This is a genomic window from Maribacter sp. (assembly GCF_039968975.1).
In the GTDB taxonomy this organism is placed as follows: domain Bacteria; phylum Bacteroidota; class Bacteroidia; order Flavobacteriales; family Flavobacteriaceae; genus Maribacter.
Genome location: NZ_JBDVOT010000256.1, coordinates 1 through 15272 on the forward strand (window position 1 = coordinate 1; position 15272 = coordinate 15272).

General features: G+C 34.4%; 17 protein-coding genes. All 17 read left to right on the plus strand.

The features are described 5' to 3' along the window. The first annotated feature begins 9 nt into the window (after window positions 1–9). Complete coding sequence (gene efp, locus ABJI11_RS17635; RefSeq protein WP_348355317.1) at window positions 10–576, plus strand: elongation factor P; 567 nt, start codon at window positions 10–12, stop codon at window positions 574–576. Between the two features lie 39 nt (window positions 577–615). Continuing rightward, the gene (locus tag ABJI11_RS17640) at window positions 616–1551 is read left to right on the plus strand and encodes a UDP-3-O-(3-hydroxymyristoyl)glucosamine N-acyltransferase (RefSeq protein ID WP_348355276.1); all 936 of its coding nucleotides are present in this window, start codon (window positions 616–618) and stop codon (window positions 1549–1551) included. 72 nt (window positions 1552–1623) lie between these two features. Then, window positions 1624–2496: a succinate--CoA ligase subunit alpha gene (gene sucD, locus ABJI11_RS17645; protein WP_276493070.1), complete on the plus strand. Its 873-nt coding sequence runs from the start codon at window positions 1624–1626 to the stop codon at window positions 2494–2496. 106 nt (window positions 2497–2602) lie between these two features. After that, window positions 2603–3352 carry a 3-oxoacyl-[acyl-carrier-protein] reductase gene (gene fabG / locus ABJI11_RS17650; RefSeq protein ID WP_348355279.1) on the plus strand — a complete coding sequence of 250 codons (750 nt, stop codon included), beginning with the start codon at window positions 2603–2605 and terminating at the stop codon, window positions 3350–3352. A 67-nt stretch (window positions 3353–3419) separates the two neighbouring features. After that, the gene (locus tag ABJI11_RS17655; RefSeq protein ID WP_348355282.1) at window positions 3420–5447 is read left to right on the plus strand and encodes a VWA domain-containing protein; all 2028 of its coding nucleotides are present in this window, start codon (window positions 3420–3422) and stop codon (window positions 5445–5447) included. Between the two features lie 10 nt (window positions 5448–5457). Then, entirely contained in the window at window positions 5458–6273 is an 816-nt protein-coding gene (locus tag ABJI11_RS17660) for a prohibitin family protein (RefSeq protein WP_348355285.1), read from the plus strand. A 235-nt stretch (window positions 6274–6508) separates the two neighbouring features. Beyond that, window positions 6509–7366, plus strand: coding sequence for an ATP phosphoribosyltransferase (hisG, locus tag ABJI11_RS17665; RefSeq protein WP_348355288.1), 858 nt, complete (start codon window positions 6509–6511; stop codon window positions 7364–7366). Window positions 7367–7461: 95 nt separating this feature from the next. Beyond that, window positions 7462–8745: a histidinol dehydrogenase gene (gene hisD / locus ABJI11_RS17670; protein ID WP_348355291.1), complete on the plus strand. Its 1284-nt coding sequence runs from the start codon at window positions 7462–7464 to the stop codon at window positions 8743–8745. A gap of 43 nt (window positions 8746–8788) precedes the next feature. Further along, window positions 8789–9835 carry a histidinol-phosphate transaminase gene (gene hisC, locus ABJI11_RS17675; protein ID WP_348355319.1) on the plus strand — a complete coding sequence of 349 codons (1047 nt, stop codon included), beginning with the start codon at window positions 8789–8791 and terminating at the stop codon, window positions 9833–9835. 1 nt (window position 9836) lies between these two features. Next, window positions 9837–10979, plus strand: coding sequence for a bifunctional histidinol-phosphatase/imidazoleglycerol-phosphate dehydratase HisB (gene hisB / locus ABJI11_RS17680; protein WP_348355294.1), 1143 nt, complete (start codon window positions 9837–9839; stop codon window positions 10977–10979). Between the two features lie 32 nt (window positions 10980–11011). After that, complete coding sequence (locus ABJI11_RS17685; RefSeq protein WP_348355296.1) at window positions 11012–11362, plus strand: four helix bundle protein; 351 nt, start codon at window positions 11012–11014, stop codon at window positions 11360–11362. A 59-nt stretch (window positions 11363–11421) separates the two neighbouring features. Then, complete coding sequence (hisH, locus tag ABJI11_RS17690) at window positions 11422–12003, plus strand: imidazole glycerol phosphate synthase subunit HisH (protein WP_348355299.1); 582 nt, start codon at window positions 11422–11424, stop codon at window positions 12001–12003. A gap of 39 nt (window positions 12004–12042) precedes the next feature. Then, the gene (locus ABJI11_RS17695; RefSeq protein WP_348355302.1) at window positions 12043–12393 is read left to right on the plus strand and encodes a four helix bundle protein; all 351 of its coding nucleotides are present in this window, start codon (window positions 12043–12045) and stop codon (window positions 12391–12393) included. Between the two features lie 59 nt (window positions 12394–12452). After that, entirely contained in the window at window positions 12453–13184 is a 732-nt protein-coding gene (gene hisA / locus ABJI11_RS17700) for a 1-(5-phosphoribosyl)-5-[(5-phosphoribosylamino)methylideneamino]imidazole-4-carboxamide isomerase (protein ID WP_348355305.1), read from the plus strand. Then, a complete protein-coding gene (locus tag ABJI11_RS17705; RefSeq protein ID WP_348355308.1) occupies window positions 13177–13692 on the plus strand; it encodes a DinB family protein in 516 nt (171 codons plus the stop codon). Before hisA ends, ABJI11_RS17705 begins: the two co-directional genes overlap by 8 nt. Window positions 13693–13807: 115 nt before the next feature. Further along, complete coding sequence (gene hisF / locus ABJI11_RS17710; protein WP_348355311.1) at window positions 13808–14563, plus strand: imidazole glycerol phosphate synthase subunit HisF; 756 nt, start codon at window positions 13808–13810, stop codon at window positions 14561–14563. Window positions 14564–14782: 219 nt separating this feature from the next. Beyond that, the coding region (gene hisIE / locus ABJI11_RS17715) for a bifunctional phosphoribosyl-AMP cyclohydrolase/phosphoribosyl-ATP diphosphatase HisIE (protein WP_348355314.1) at window positions 14783–15272 on the plus strand (490 nt) is incomplete at its 3' end.

Sequence of the window (15272 nt, forward strand, 5' to 3'; positions counted from 1 at the left end):
TCATTACGAATGGCATCTACATCAGATATACGAAAAGGACTTTGCATTAGATATAACAATGATATCTACAAAATAATTGAATTTTTACACGTAAAACCGGGTAAAGGTCCTGCTTTTGTTCGTACAAAATTAAAAAGTGTAACCTCAGGAAAAGTATTGGATAATACTTTTTCTGCTGGTCATAAAATAGAGGATGTTCGTGTAGAAACACGTTCTTATCAATACCTGTATCCAGAAGGGGAGACGTATCATTTCATGAATATAGATGATTATAATCAAATTACGCTTGAAGAAAGTTCTTTGGATGCACCAGGACTTTTAAAAGAAGGTGAAGTAGTTAAGATTATGTTCAACACAGAGGATAATATGCCACTTTCTGTAGATATGCCTGCTAGTGTAATTTTAGAAATTACGTACACTGAGCCAGGGGTTAAAGGAAATACGGCAACAAATGCCACAAAACCGGCAACGGTAGAAACTGGTGCAGAAGTAAATGTACCGTTATTTATAAACGAAGGTGATAAGGTTAAAATTGATACTTCTAACGGTTCTTATATGGAACGTGTTAAGGAGTAATCTTCTTTATTCATCATTAATTAGACTTAAGCCTGTCAATTGAAATTTCCGACTACTTTTTCGTTAAAACAAATCGCAGATATTATATCTAGTGAATATGTTGGGCATGATGATTTCCCCGTGCTGGGAATGAACGAGATTCATGTTGTAGAATCTGGAGATATCGTGTTTGTAGATCACCCAAAGTATTATGATAAGGCGTTAGAATCTAATGCTACGGTAATTTTAATCAATAAGAATGTTGAATGCCCTAAAGGTAAAGCGTTATTGATTTCAAATGATCCGTTTAGAGATTTTAATAAGTTGACCTCTTTCTTTCAGCCTTTTGTACCTAGTAGTCAGAACATTGCTGAAACTGCAAAAATTGGAAAAGATACTCTAATTCAACCAAACTCATTCATTGGTAATAATGTAGAAATAGGTGATAATTGCCTAATTCATTCTAATGTTACTATCTATGATAATTGTGTAATAGGTAATAATGTAACCATACACGCTGGTAGTGTATTAGGTGCAGATGCCTTTTATTATAAAAAACGACCAGAAGGATTTGATAAATTAATTTCTGGAGGAAGGGTTGTATTAAAGGATAATGTAGATATTGGTGCACTTTGTACTATTGATAAAGGGGTTACCGGTGATACTACCATAGGTTTTGGTACCAAATTGGACAATCAAGTTCATGTTGGTCATGATACCGTTATAGGAGAAAAATGTTTAATAGCATCACAAACGGGTATAGCTGGTTGTGTCATTATTGAAGATGAAGTTACCATTTGGGGGCAGGTTGGTACAAATAGTGGAATTACTATTGGTGCTAAAGCGGTTATAATGGGGCAAACGGGAGTTACAAAATCTGTGAAGGGAGGCAAGAGTTATTTTGGTACACCTATAGAAGAATCTCGAGAAAAATTGAAACAATTGGCTTATTTGAAGCAAATTCCACAAATAATTAAAAAAATGGATAATAAATAAGTGCGTTAATGCTTTAAAATTCATTAACAACTTATATTTTTGTTCTAACAAAAAAAATAAAATTACAGTAGTATGAGCGTATTAGTTAATAAGGATTCAAAAATAATCGTACAAGGTTTCACTGGTAGTGAAGGTACTTTCCATGCTGGACAGATGATTGAGTACGGTACTAATATCGTAGGTGGTGTTACTCCGGGTAAAGGAGGACAAGAGCATTTAGGTAAACCAGTATTTAATACGGTTGCCGAATCTGTTGAGAAAGTTGGTGCAGATACTACTATCATTTTTGTTCCGCCAGCATTTGCTGCAGATGCAATAATGGAAGCTGCAGAAGCTGGTATAAAAGTTATTATTACAATTACAGAAGGTATTCCTGTGGCTGATATGGTGAAGGTTGCCAACTATATTAAAAATAGAGATTGTCGTTTAATAGGTCCTAACTGTCCTGGTGTTATTACTCCTGGTGAGGCAAAAGTTGGTATTATGCCAGGTTTCGTTTTCAAAGAAGGTAACGTAGGTATTGTATCTAAATCTGGTACATTAACTTATGAGGCTGCTGATCAAGTAGTACGTCAAGGTTTAGGTATTACAACTGCAATTGGTATCGGTGGTGATCCAATTATTGGAACGACTACAAAAGAAGCTGTTGAACTTTTGATCAATGACCCAGAAACTAAATGTGTGGTTATGATTGGTGAAATAGGCGGACAATTAGAGGCAGATGCTGCTCAGTGGTACAAAGCTAGTGGAAGTAAAAAACCAGTTGTTGGTTTTATTGCCGGTGAAACTGCTCCTGCAGGTAGAACAATGGGTCACGCAGGTGCTATTGTTGGTGGTAGCGATGATACTGCGCAAGCTAAGAAACAAATCATGAGAGATTGTGGTATTCACGTAGTAGATTCTCCTGCTGAAATTGGTTTAAAAGTAAAAGAAGTAATGGGTTAATAACTCATATTTTTCATATAAAATCCCGTTTATAGCGGGATTTTTTTTAGCCTATAAATTAAACAAAAGGTATATTTGATAAACTTCGGTTTTAAATAACGGACTTATGAAATTATTAGAAGATAAAAACGTCATAATTACAGGTGCAAGTAGAGGAATTGGTATGGGTATAGCCCAGGTTTTTGCCGATCACGGTGCCAATGTTGCATTTACATATAGCTCAAGTGAAGCTCCCGCTTTAGAATTGGAGAAAGAGCTAACAGCAAAAGGTGTAAAAGCTAAGGCTTACAAAAGTAACGCTGCCAGTTTTCAAGAAGCAGAAGAATTGGTAACTAAAGTTTTGGAAGATTTTGACGGAAGAATAGACGTATTAATCAATAACGCTGGTATTACCAAGGATAATCTGCTTATGCGTATGTCAGAAGCTGATTTCGATGCGGTTATCGATATTAACTTGAAGTCTGTTTTTAATATGACTAAGGCAGTTCAAAGAACTTTATTAAAGCAACGTAAAGGCTCTATTATTAATATGAGTAGTGTTGTTGGGGTAAAAGGTAACGCAGGACAAACAAATTATGCCGCTTCAAAAGCAGGTATGATCGGTTTTACAAAGTCTGTAGCTTTAGAATTAGGTTCTAGAAATATTAGATGTAATGCCATTGCGCCAGGATTCATTGAAACAGAAATGACCGATAAGCTTGACGAGAAAACTGTACAGGGTTGGAGAGATGGTATTCCATTAAAAAGAGGTGGTAGCACTGAAGATATAGCCAATGCCTGTCTTTATTTTGCATCAGATTTATCTAGCTATGTTACAGGTCAAGTATTGAATGTTGATGGTGGTATGCTTACCTAAGTCAAAATAAATTTACTTTGGGGCAGTAATACGCTGTTCCTTTTTTAAGTTCAACTTTATAACATACATGGAGAGCATAACGGTATTGTATATTATTCTTGCTGCAATAGTAGCGCTGGGTATCGTTGTTTTTCAGTACATATATAAGCAGAAGGCTAAAAGCAAGATTCATTGGCTTTTAGCCTTTTTGCGTTTTATTGGTATTTTTGGATTGTTGGTACTGCTAATTAATCCTAAGTTTTCACAGAAGACATATACATTAGAAAAACCGAATTTGGTTATTCTTGCCGACAACTCTACCTCCATATTAAAAAGTGAAGATGATTTACAGCTTTTAATTTCTGAATTAGAGAATTCTAAAGAGGTTACGGACAGATTTAAAATAGCATCCTATACATTTGGATCAAAATTAGATGCTCTTGATAGCTTATCTTTTACTGAAAAGAATACTAATATTTACAAATCACTTTCTGCTTTAAAAGATATTTATGCTCGCGAACAAACAGTAACTATTTTGTTTTCAGATGGTAACCAGACTATTGGTGCGGATTATAGTTATGCAAAAACAAATCCTGATAATACTATTTACGCCGTAGTCTTAGGAGATACTACCAAGTATAAAGATATTTCGGTTGGACCAATTTTAACGAATAAGTATGCTTTTTTAAAAAATAAATTCCCATTAGAAACCTATGTTTCTTACCAAGGACAGACATCTGTTTCTGCAACTGTATCGGTAAAAATGAACGATAAGGTTGTACACAAAGAAAATTTGAAATTTGATGGGGAGTCCAATTTCAAGAATATTGCCATAGAAATCGATGCAAATTCTGTAGGTATAAAAAAACTATCGGTTGAAGTAACTCAATTACCTGAAGAGCGAAATATAGAGAATAACCGAAGAAGTACTAGTATTGAGGTAATCGATGAAAAAACTAAAATTGCTTTAGTATCAGATATTATGCATCCAGATTTGGGAGCACTAAAAAAGGCTATTGAAAGCAATGAACAGAGAGAAGTATCTATTCTAAAATCAAATGCCAAGAATAGTATCTTAGAAGAAATTGATTTATTTATATTTTATCAACCAACGACAAAATTTAAAAATGCTTTTGATTTTGCCAAAAGTATGAATGCCAATACATTTATTATAGCAGGTTCAAAAACAGATTATTCTTTTTTAAATATGAATAATGTTGGACTTGAAATAGAAAATGGATATCCTGAGCAAGAAGTTTTTGGATTACTTAATAATGGGTTTACAAAATATGACATCTCTAAGTTTGATCTTACAGATTTTCCTCCATTGATTAGTGATGCGGGACCTATTTTAATTACAGCTCCCTATGACGCCTTGTTAGGTACTCAAATAAAGGGATTAGATGTTCAGCAACCATTATTGGCTGTTATGGAACAAAATTCTGGAAAACAAGCTTTTTTACTAGGGGAGAACCTATGGAAATGGAGAATGCAGACCTACAGAAATACAAACAATTTTGTCAATTTCGATGAATTTATCGGGAATTTAATTCGTTATCTAACCAGCTCAAAAAACAAATCAAGGTTAAATGTGGATTATGAGAAGGTGTATGAAGGTAGTAGTAACACCGTAATCACTGCAACTTATTTTGATGAAGCATTTTTATTCGATCCAAATGCCAGAGTTACTATTAAAGTAACCAATTCAAATACTAAAAAGGTACAAACAAACCCAATGGTTTTAAAAAACGGGTATTTTGAGGCTGATCTTTCTAACTTAATTGCCGGTTCTTATGAGTTTGTGGTTTCGGTAGAAAATGAATCTAAATCAAGTTCAGGAAGTTTTGTTATTTCAGAATTTGATATGGAAAATCTGTTCGTATCTAGTGATAATGCTAAGATGGAGAAACTGGCTGTAGATAATGGCGGTAAATTATTTTATCCATCCCAAATAAAAGCTTTGGTACAAGATTTAAAAGAAAATGATGCATATGTGCCTACAGAGAAAAGCACTGAAAATATCGTATCTTTGGTTGATTATAAATTGCTTTTGGGGCTTATAGTATTTGCTTTTGCAGCAGAGTGGTTTATCAGAAAATATAACGGATTAATTTAAATAAACATTAATGGATAAATTACCTAAGATTGCGTTACCCGCAATATTTATTTTTATTGTAGTAGTAATTGCAATTTCAAAATCAACAGTTACAATAGACTCTGGTCAGGCAGGCGTTTTGTACAAAACGTTTGGTGATGGCGTGGTTACAGATGAGCCACCTATGGGTGAGGGTTTTCATCTTGTAGCGCCTTGGAACAAGGTTTTTATATATGAAGTAAGACAACAAGAAGTTCTAGAGAAAATGAATGTTCTTTCTAGTAATGGTTTGGATATTAAATTGGAAGCCTCGGCTTGGTTTGAACCAATTAGAAATGATTTAGGGAAACTACACCAAGAAAAAGGTGAAGATTATGTACAGCGTGTTTTATTGCCTACAATAAGATCTGCTGCACGTTCAGTTGTTGGTAGATATACTCCAGAGCAATTATATTCTAGCAAGAGAGATGCTATTCAACAAGAAATATTTGATGAGACTCAGAAAATTGTAGAACGCGAGTATATTCAATTAAATGAAATTTTAGTTAGAGATGTTACGTTACCGCCAACAATTAAAGATGCAATTGAAAGAAAATTGAAGCAAGAGCAAGAGTCTTTAGAATATGAGTTCCGTTTAGTTACGGCTAAGAAAGAAGCAGAAAAAGTAACTATAGAAGCTCAAGGTAAGGCAGATGCGAATAGAATTTTAAGTGCTTCTTTAACAGATAAAATTCTTCAGGATAAAGGTATAGATGCAACGTTGAAATTGTCTGAATCACCTAATTCTAAAGTGATTGTAGTTGGTGGTGGTGAATCTGGTCTTCCTCTAATTCTAGGGAATAACTAAAACACGTACTTAATTATTTTTGTTTCATTTCAAACTTTTGTTTTGTGAAATGAAAAATACCTTTTACTTTTACAGTATAATGAAAAATAGAACTACACATCATCATTTCCATATTCACGCTCAGGCGAGGTAGGAATGTATTGTAGTAGAACAACATATTTTAAAAACCCGTTTGAGCAATCAAACGGGTTTTGTATTTAAATCTCTTTTGGTTGCCAAGCATTAAATTAAGAAAATGACTAAAATTAGAATTGCTATTCAGAAATCGGGAAGACTTAATGAGGAGTCCCTTCAAATTTTAAAAGACTGCGGAATTTCCATAGATAATGGTAAAGACCAATTGAAGGCTTCGTCCAGAAATTTTCCTATGGAAGTATTTTATTTAAGAAATGGAGATATTCCTCAATACTTAAGAGATGGAGTTGTTGATATTGCTATCATTGGCGAAAATGTCTTGATTGAAAAAGGAGAAGACATTTCAATTGCAGAAAGGCTTGGTTTCTCTAAATGTAAAGTTTCGTTGGCTGTACCAAAATCAGTTGACTATAATTCTGTTAAAGATTTTGAAGGAAAACGTATTGCAACCTCTTATCCAAATACAGTATTGAACTATTTGAAAGATAAGGGAGTTACGGCAGATTTACACATTATAAATGGATCAGTAGAGATTGCACCAAATATAGGTTTAGCAGATGCTATTTGTGATATTGTTTCTAGTGGTAGTACGCTGTTTAAAAACAATTTAAAAGAAGTTGAAGTAATGTTGACCAGTGAAGCTGTACTTGCAGTCTCACCTAAAATTACTGTAGAAAGAAAAGAACTTTTAGAAAAACTACAATTTAGAATTCAGTCTGTTCTAAGAGCTAGAGGTTCTAAATACGTTTTATTAAATGCACCTAATGATAAATTAGACGGTATACTCAAACTATTGCCAGGTATGCGTAGCCCAACGGTTTTACCTTTGGCTGATGAAGGTTGGAGCTCAGTACACACTGTAATCAATAAAGACAAGTTTTGGGAAGTAATTGATGAATTGAAGAAAGCAGGAGCAGAGGGAATTCTAGTTTGCCCAATTGAGAAAATGGTATTGTAAATAAGCCTTTAGCTTTTAGCCATTTGCTATTAGCTAAATTAATGTTTGTGTTTTGCCAAAAGCCAAAAGCTTAGGGCTAATAGCTAGTTAAAGAAATGAATAAAATATATAATCCGAATAAAACAGATTGGGCTGACGTTTTAAAACGACCAACCCAAACCGTTGCCGATATTGAAGGTTTGGTGAACGGCATCTTTAAAGAGGTTTCCGATAACGGTGATAGTGTTCTTAAAAAATATACCGAACAATTTGATAAGGTTAGTTTAGATAATCTTTTAGTTTCCAAAGCTGAAATTGAAGAAGCTAAATCCTTAGTTTCAGATGAACTTAAAGCTGCTATTCAATTAGCAAAATCTAATATTGAAGTTTTTCATACTGCTCAGAAAACGGGTAGGGTTGAAGTAGAAACTGCTGCGGGTGTTTCTTGTTGGCAAGAAAAAAGACCTATCCAAAAGGTAGGTTTGTATATTCCCGGGGGTACGGCTCCATTATTTTCTACAATTTTAATGTTAGCAGTACCGGCTACAATTGCTGGTTGCTCAGAAATAGTTTTATGCTCACCACCAGATAAAGAAGGGAAATTGAATCCTGCCATTCTTTATACGGCAGATTTATGCGGTGTTACTAAAATTGTAAAAGTTGGTGGCATACAAGCAATAGCGGGTATGACATTTGGGACTGAAACGATACCACAAGTATATAAAATATTTGGACCAGGTAATCAATATGTTACGGTGGCAAAACAGATTGCAACAAAATACGGTGTTGCTATAGATATGCCCGCTGGTCCGTCAGAATTATTGGTTGTTGCTGATGATTCTGCAAACGCAGCGTTTGTTGCTTCAGATTTATTGAGTCAGGCTGAACATGGTGTAGATAGTCAGGTAATATTGGTTTCTACTTCTAAAGGAATGATTAATGCGGTTGAGAAAGAAGTAGCTGTACAGTTAGAGGATTTACCACGTAAAGAAATAGCGAAACAGGCAATTGCCAACAGTAAGCTAATATATATTGATAACGACCAAGATGCAATTGACTTAATCAATGAATATGGTCCAGAGCATTACATTGTATGTGTAGAAAATGAAGATTTTTATATCGACAATACTCAAAATGCCGGTTCTGTTTTTATTGGTAATTATACACCTGAAAGTGCTGGGGATTATGCTTCTGGCACCAACCATACTTTACCAACTAATGGATATGCCAAGCAGTATAGTGGTGTTAACTTAGATAGTTTTTTAAAAAGTATGACTTTTCAAAAAATTACCAAAGAAGGTATTCAGACCATAGGTAGGGCTATTGAACTAATGGCGGAAGCAGAAGGTTTAGAGGCTCATAAAAATGCAGTTACCTTAAGATTAAATAGTTTAAAATAATGTCATTTTGCCTAGAGACAATGACCAATATATTGTTGAAATAATGAGTTTCAATTTAAACAACATAACTAGAGAAAACGTAAAAGGCTTAAGTCCGTATTCATCAGCACGTGATGAATATGTTTCAGATGGTTCTACCATGGTTTTCTTAGATGCAAATGAGAATCCGTTTGAAAACGGAGTCAATAGGTATCCAGATCCCCAACAGCGAGGTTTAAAAACAATTTTAGCTGAACAGAAAGGGATTAAAGAAGAAAATATTCTTTTAGGTAATGGTAGTGATGAAGTACTTGATTTGTTGTTCAGGGCTTTCTGTGAGCCTAAGCAAGATAATATTATCACCTTGCCACCTACATACGGCATGTATAAAGTGCTTTCTGGTATAAATATGGTAGAAAATAAAGAGGTTTTGTTAACCAATGATTTTCAGCCAAACGTTTCTAAAATAAAGAATACCATTGATGAGCATACAAAACTGTTGTTTATTTGTTCTCCCAACAATCCTACAGGTAATAGTTTCTCTACACAAAACATAGAGGAGCTTTTAAATGCTTTCAACGGATTGGTTGTAATTGATGAAGCTTATATCGATTTTTCATCCGATGAAAGTTGGACATCTAAACTATCTGAGTATCCAAATCTAATTGTAACACAAACCTTATCAAAGGCTTATGGTATGGCAGGTATACGTTTGGGTATCTGTATAGCATCCGCAGAAATTATTGCTGTAATCAATAAGATTAAACCTCCATATAATGTGAATCAACTTACCCAAGAGAAAGCAACCTCTCGTGTTTTGGATACAGCATCTGTAAAGAATGAGGTAAGTCAAATTTTAGCGGAAAGAATGAAATTAGAAGAGGCTCTAAAAACAGTTTCATTTGTTGAAAAAATATATCCTACAGATGCTAATTTTATTCTTGCAAAAGTAGATGATGCTACTTTAAGATATGAGCAATTATTGGCACAAGGGGTAGTAGTAAGAAACAGAACTACACAGCCTTTGTGTGAGAATACCCTTCGTTTTACTGTGGGTACAAATAAAGAAAATGAAACATTAATTAGCGCATTAAAAGCAATATCAAACTAATATGGAAAGTAAAAAACGAGTGTTGTTTATTGATCGTGATGGCACTATTATCAAAGAAACTGTAGATGAGCAGATAGATGCTTTTGAGAAGATGATTTTCTATCCGAAATCATTTACATATCTAGGCAAAATTGCTAAAGAATTAGATTATGAATTGGTGATGATTACTAACCAAGATGGTTTGGGTACTGATGTATTTCCAGAAGATACGTTTTGGCCAGTTCACAATTTTATTCTTAAATCTTTTGAAAATGAAGGGGTAGTTTTTAACAAGGTCTTTTTAGATAGAACTTTTCCGCATGAAAATGCCGATACTAGAAAGCCCGGCACCGGGCTTTTGACAGAGTATTTTTCTGAAGATTATGATTTAGAGAATTCTTTTGTAATCGGTGATCGCCTTACCGATATGGAATTAGCTAAAAACCTTGGGTCTAAAGGTATCTTTATCAATGATGAAACCAATTTGGGTACAGGCGAGATAACGGTAAAACGAGATGAGCTAGATAGTCATATCGCAATTGAAAGTAATGATTGGGAAAAGATTTATGAGTTCTTGAAGTTGAATGATAGAACTGCTGAAATTCATAGGAAAACCAATGAGACAGATATTGCAATAAAGCTAAATCTAGATGGTACCGGTAAAAGTGATATTAAAACCGGATTGGCATTCTTTGATCATATGCTGGATCAATTGGCTCGTCATGGGCAAATGGATTTAACCATCAAGATAGATGGTGACCTTGAAGTTGATGAACACCATACTATAGAAGATACCGGTATTGCATTAGGTGAAGTATTTCATACTGCATTAGGAAACAAGCTTGGTATTGAACGATACGGATTCTGTTTACCTATGGATGATTGTTTAGCGCAATCTGCCATAGATTTTGGAGGGCGAAATTGGCTGGTATGGGATGCAGACTTTAAGCGTGAAATGGTAGGCGATATGCCAACAGAAATGTTTCATCATTTCTTTAAATCATTCACTGACGGAGCAAAAGCAAATTTGAATATCAAAGCAGAAGGTACCAACGAGCATCATAAAATTGAAGCCATTTTCAAAGCCTTTGCCAAGAGTATTAAAATGTCTGTAAAAAGAGATGTTGAGAAAATGGTATTACCGAGTACGAAAGGAGTATTGTAAGGTACAAGGTTAGATGTTAAAAGTACGAAGTGATGCAAGATTTAAAAAAGCGCACAAAACAATTTGCTGTTGACTGTTGGTTATTTTGTGAACAAATTCCACGATCTCGAGAATTAGATGCATGGGTACGTCAATTGATACGAAGTTCTAGCTCAGTTGGTGCAAACTATAGAGCTTCGCAAAGAGCTAAATCAACTGCTGATTTTATAAATAAACTTAAGATCGTTGAAGAAGAAATAGATGAATCTGCATACTGGTTAGAATTATTTTCAGAAGTCAATTCTAATAGAAAAGAAGAGATAATCAAATTGCATAATGAGGCTAAAGAACTTTTGGCAATAATTGTAGCCTCTATAAAAACGACAAGAGCAAATAGAAAGTAGAATATGAAAAATAAGATAAACACCTTGTACTTTGTACCTTTAAAATTGTATTTGTGCTTATGAAAATTGTAATAATAAATTACGGAGCTGGAAATATACAGAGCATAAAATTCGCTATAAAACGATTGGGTTACGAGGCTGTTTTAAGCAATGATGTTCAAGAAATACAGAATGCCGACAAAGTAATTTTTCCGGGAGTAGGGGAAGCAAGTAGTGCTATGCATAAGCTTCGTGATAGTGGCTTGGACAAAATAATTCCAACTTTAAAACAGCCTGTTTTAGGTATTTGCCTAGGTATGCAATTAATGTGTAACTCATCTGAAGAAGGAAACACAACCGGACTCGGAATTTTTGATGTTGATGTCGTTAAATTTGATGATACGGTAAAAGTTCCACAGATAGGATGGAATCAAATTGTCGATCTAAAATCTAGACTCTTTAAAGATGTTGAGGAGAAGGAGCATATCTATTTAGTGCATAGTTTTTACGCTCCTATTTGTGCTGAAACTATTGCTACTTGTGATTATGGTTTAGCTTATAGTGCTGCATTAAAAAAAGATAATTTTTATGGTACCCAGTTTCACCCGGAAAAGAGTAGTGATGTAGGTGAGAAGATGCTTGAAAACTTTCTTTCTTTATAGTTGTAGAGTATTAAGCATTAAGTAAAGAGTATTAAGTAAATGAATAATTATAGAGAACTACATATTTGGAAAAAAGGAATGAAGCTTGTGGAAGCTGTTTATTTCCTTTCTAAAGGGTTGCCTGATGAAGAAAAGTTCGGTTTAACTTCTCAGATTAAAAGATGTAGTGTTTCTATACCTTCAAATATCGCTGAAGGTGCAGGAAGAAATTCTAAAAAAGAATTCGCTCATTTTCTAAATATTGCAAATGGGTCAACCACAGAGCTTGAAACACAGTTAATACTAACTGTAAATTTGAAATTTTTATCAGAAACTGAAATAAATGATGCATTAGCATTATGTAAAGAAATTAAGAATATGAACTTTGCATTACAAAAAAAATTGAGATAACATAAAGTTGAGACTTTACACCTAATACTAAGGACTTAGTACTTAATACTACTTTAAAAATGAGAATAATACCAGCCATAGATATCATAGACGGTAAATGTGTTCGCCTTTCAAAGGGTGATTACGATACCAAAAAAATATATAATGAGAATCCGTTAGAAATCGCAAAAGAATTTGAAGCTCACGGAATTGAATATTTACATTTGGTTGATTTAGATGGCGCAAAATCAAAGCATATTGTAAACCATAAAGTGTTGGAGCAGATTGCTTCTAAAACCAGTTTAAAGATTGATTTTGGTGGAGGATTAAAAACCGATGAAGATTTGCGTATTGCTTTTGAAAGTGGTGCCAAACAAATTACCGGAGGTAGTATTGCGGTAAAAGACCCTGATACTTTCCTTGGTTGGATAGATAAACACGGTTCAGATAAAATTATTCTTGGAGCAGATGCTATGGATGAAAAAGTTGCGGTTTCGGGTTGGTTAGAAGAATCTAAGGAAGAATTGCTACCGTTTATACAGTCGTATCAAGAAAAAGGTATTCAATATGTCATTTGTACGGATATCAGTAAAGACGGCATGTTAGAAGGTCCCTCTTTTGATTTATATGCCAAGATTATAAACGCTACGGAAAAGGGGGTAAAATTAATTGCCAGTGGCGGAATATCAACTTTTGATGAGTTACCCAAATTAGCGGAAATAGGCTGTGAAGGGACTATAATTGGTAAAGCTATCTACGAGAACCGAATAAGCCTAAAACAACTAGAATCATATATTTTAAGTAATGGATAAAGAAGATCGCTTAGTTCAAGAAATTGTTGAGAACGCGTTATACCGTTTGGATGAAAGTACGCGTATGATAAAGAAAAGTCTTGTTGAAATTTCAGAAGAAGAAATTTGGCAAAAGCCTAATTCATCTTTGAACAGTATGGCGAACCTTATCTTGCACCTGTGTGGAAATATGACACAATACGTTATTTCTTCTTTGGGTGAAATGGATGATAATAGAAATAGAGATGCTGAGTTTTCCGTGAATTCTGGGCTGACCAAAGAAGAGTTATTGCATAAATTAGAAGATACGGTAGATTCAGTAAAACGTGTCATTTTTGATTCAACAGTAGAGAAGTTAATAAAAGTAAGGTCAATACAAGGAATGTCTTTTTCCGGAGTTGGTGCCATTATGCACGCCGTAGAGCATTATTCTTATCACACCGGTCAAATAGCTTTTTATGTGAAACTGATAAAAGAGAAGGACTTAGGGTTTTATGACGGAGTCGATTTGAATATTAAAAATGAGTAACGAAAAAATAGTATCAAGTACAGAGTACAAAGTATCAAGTACTGGGATTGCTGTATTTAATAACTTGAAATTTATAAAGAACACTTAGTACTTAGTACTTAATACTTTTAAAAAAATGCTTGCAAAAAGAATAATTCCTTGTTTAGATATCAAAGACGGTAGAACTGTAAAAGGTGTTAATTTCGTGGATCTACGTGATGCTGGTGACCCAGTTGAACTAGCCGAAATTTATAGTCGAGAAGGCGCCGATGAATTGGTTTTTCTAGATATATCTGCAACGGAACAGAAAAGAAAAACTTTGGCAGATTTAGTATTCCGTGTTGCCGAAAAGGTAAATATTCCTTTTACTGTTGGTGGTGGTATTTCATCTGTTGAAGACGTAGATGTATTGTTACATAACGGTGCAGATAAGGTTTCCATTAATTCATCCGCGGTTAAGAATCCTCAGTTAATTAATGATTTGGTTGCTAAGTTTGGCTCGCAATGTATTGTAGTTGCCATAGATGCCAAACAAATAGATGGTGAATGGATAGTGCATTTGGTTGGTGGTAAAGTGCCAACAGAACGTAAGTTGTTTGAATGGGCAAAGGAAGTAGAAGAGCGTGGAGCAGGGGAAATTCTATTTACTTCTATGGATAATGATGGTACAAAAGACGGATTCGCAAATAAAGCTTTGGCTAGATTATCAACAGAATTGAATATTCCAATAATTGCTTCTGGTGGTGCTGGTAATAAACAACATTTTACCGATACCTTTAAAGATGGTAAGGCTGATGCGGCATTAGCGGCAAGTGTTTTTCACTTTAAAGAAATAGGTATACAGGAGTTGAAACAAGAGTTGAAGGAGAACGGTATTCCGGTTAGAGTTTAGTTTTCAGTGTTCGGTTATCAGTTGGCAGTCGCAGTGTTCAGTTTTGATTATCGAACTTCGGCTACGCTCAGTGACCGGATTAATATTATAAAAAACAATGTCATCTTGAGCGCAGTCGAAGGCTTGGGAACATCTATATTCACTTTGGCTACGCTGAGTGACCGATTTTAAAGTTGAAGGTTTAAAATAGAATAAAAATAAAATTAGAATACAATACATATGGAGTTTAATACACCAAATTGGGATAAAATGAGTGACGGATTGGTACCAGCAATTATACAAGATGCTCGTACTAAGAATGTATTAATGCTTGGCTACATGAATGCTGAGGCTTTGAAAAAAACTACTGATAGTGGTAAGGTTACTTTTTTTAGTCGCTCAAAACAGCGCTTATGGACTAAAGGAGAAGAAAGTGGCAACTTCTTAAACCTGGTATCCATTAAAAACGATTGTGATAACGATTCTCTTTTAATCAATGTAAATCCTGTAGGTCCAACATGCCATACAGGTACCGATACCTGTTGGAAAGAAGAAAACCATTCTAACTTCGGATTTTTCTCTGAATTAGAAAATACTATTGAAGAACGTAGAACAACTGCCGATGATAGTAAATCTTATGTAGCTTCGTTATTTAAGAAAGGCATTAATAAAGTTGCTCAAAAAGTAGGGGAGGAAGCTGTTGAAACCGTTATAGAAGCTATGGATGATA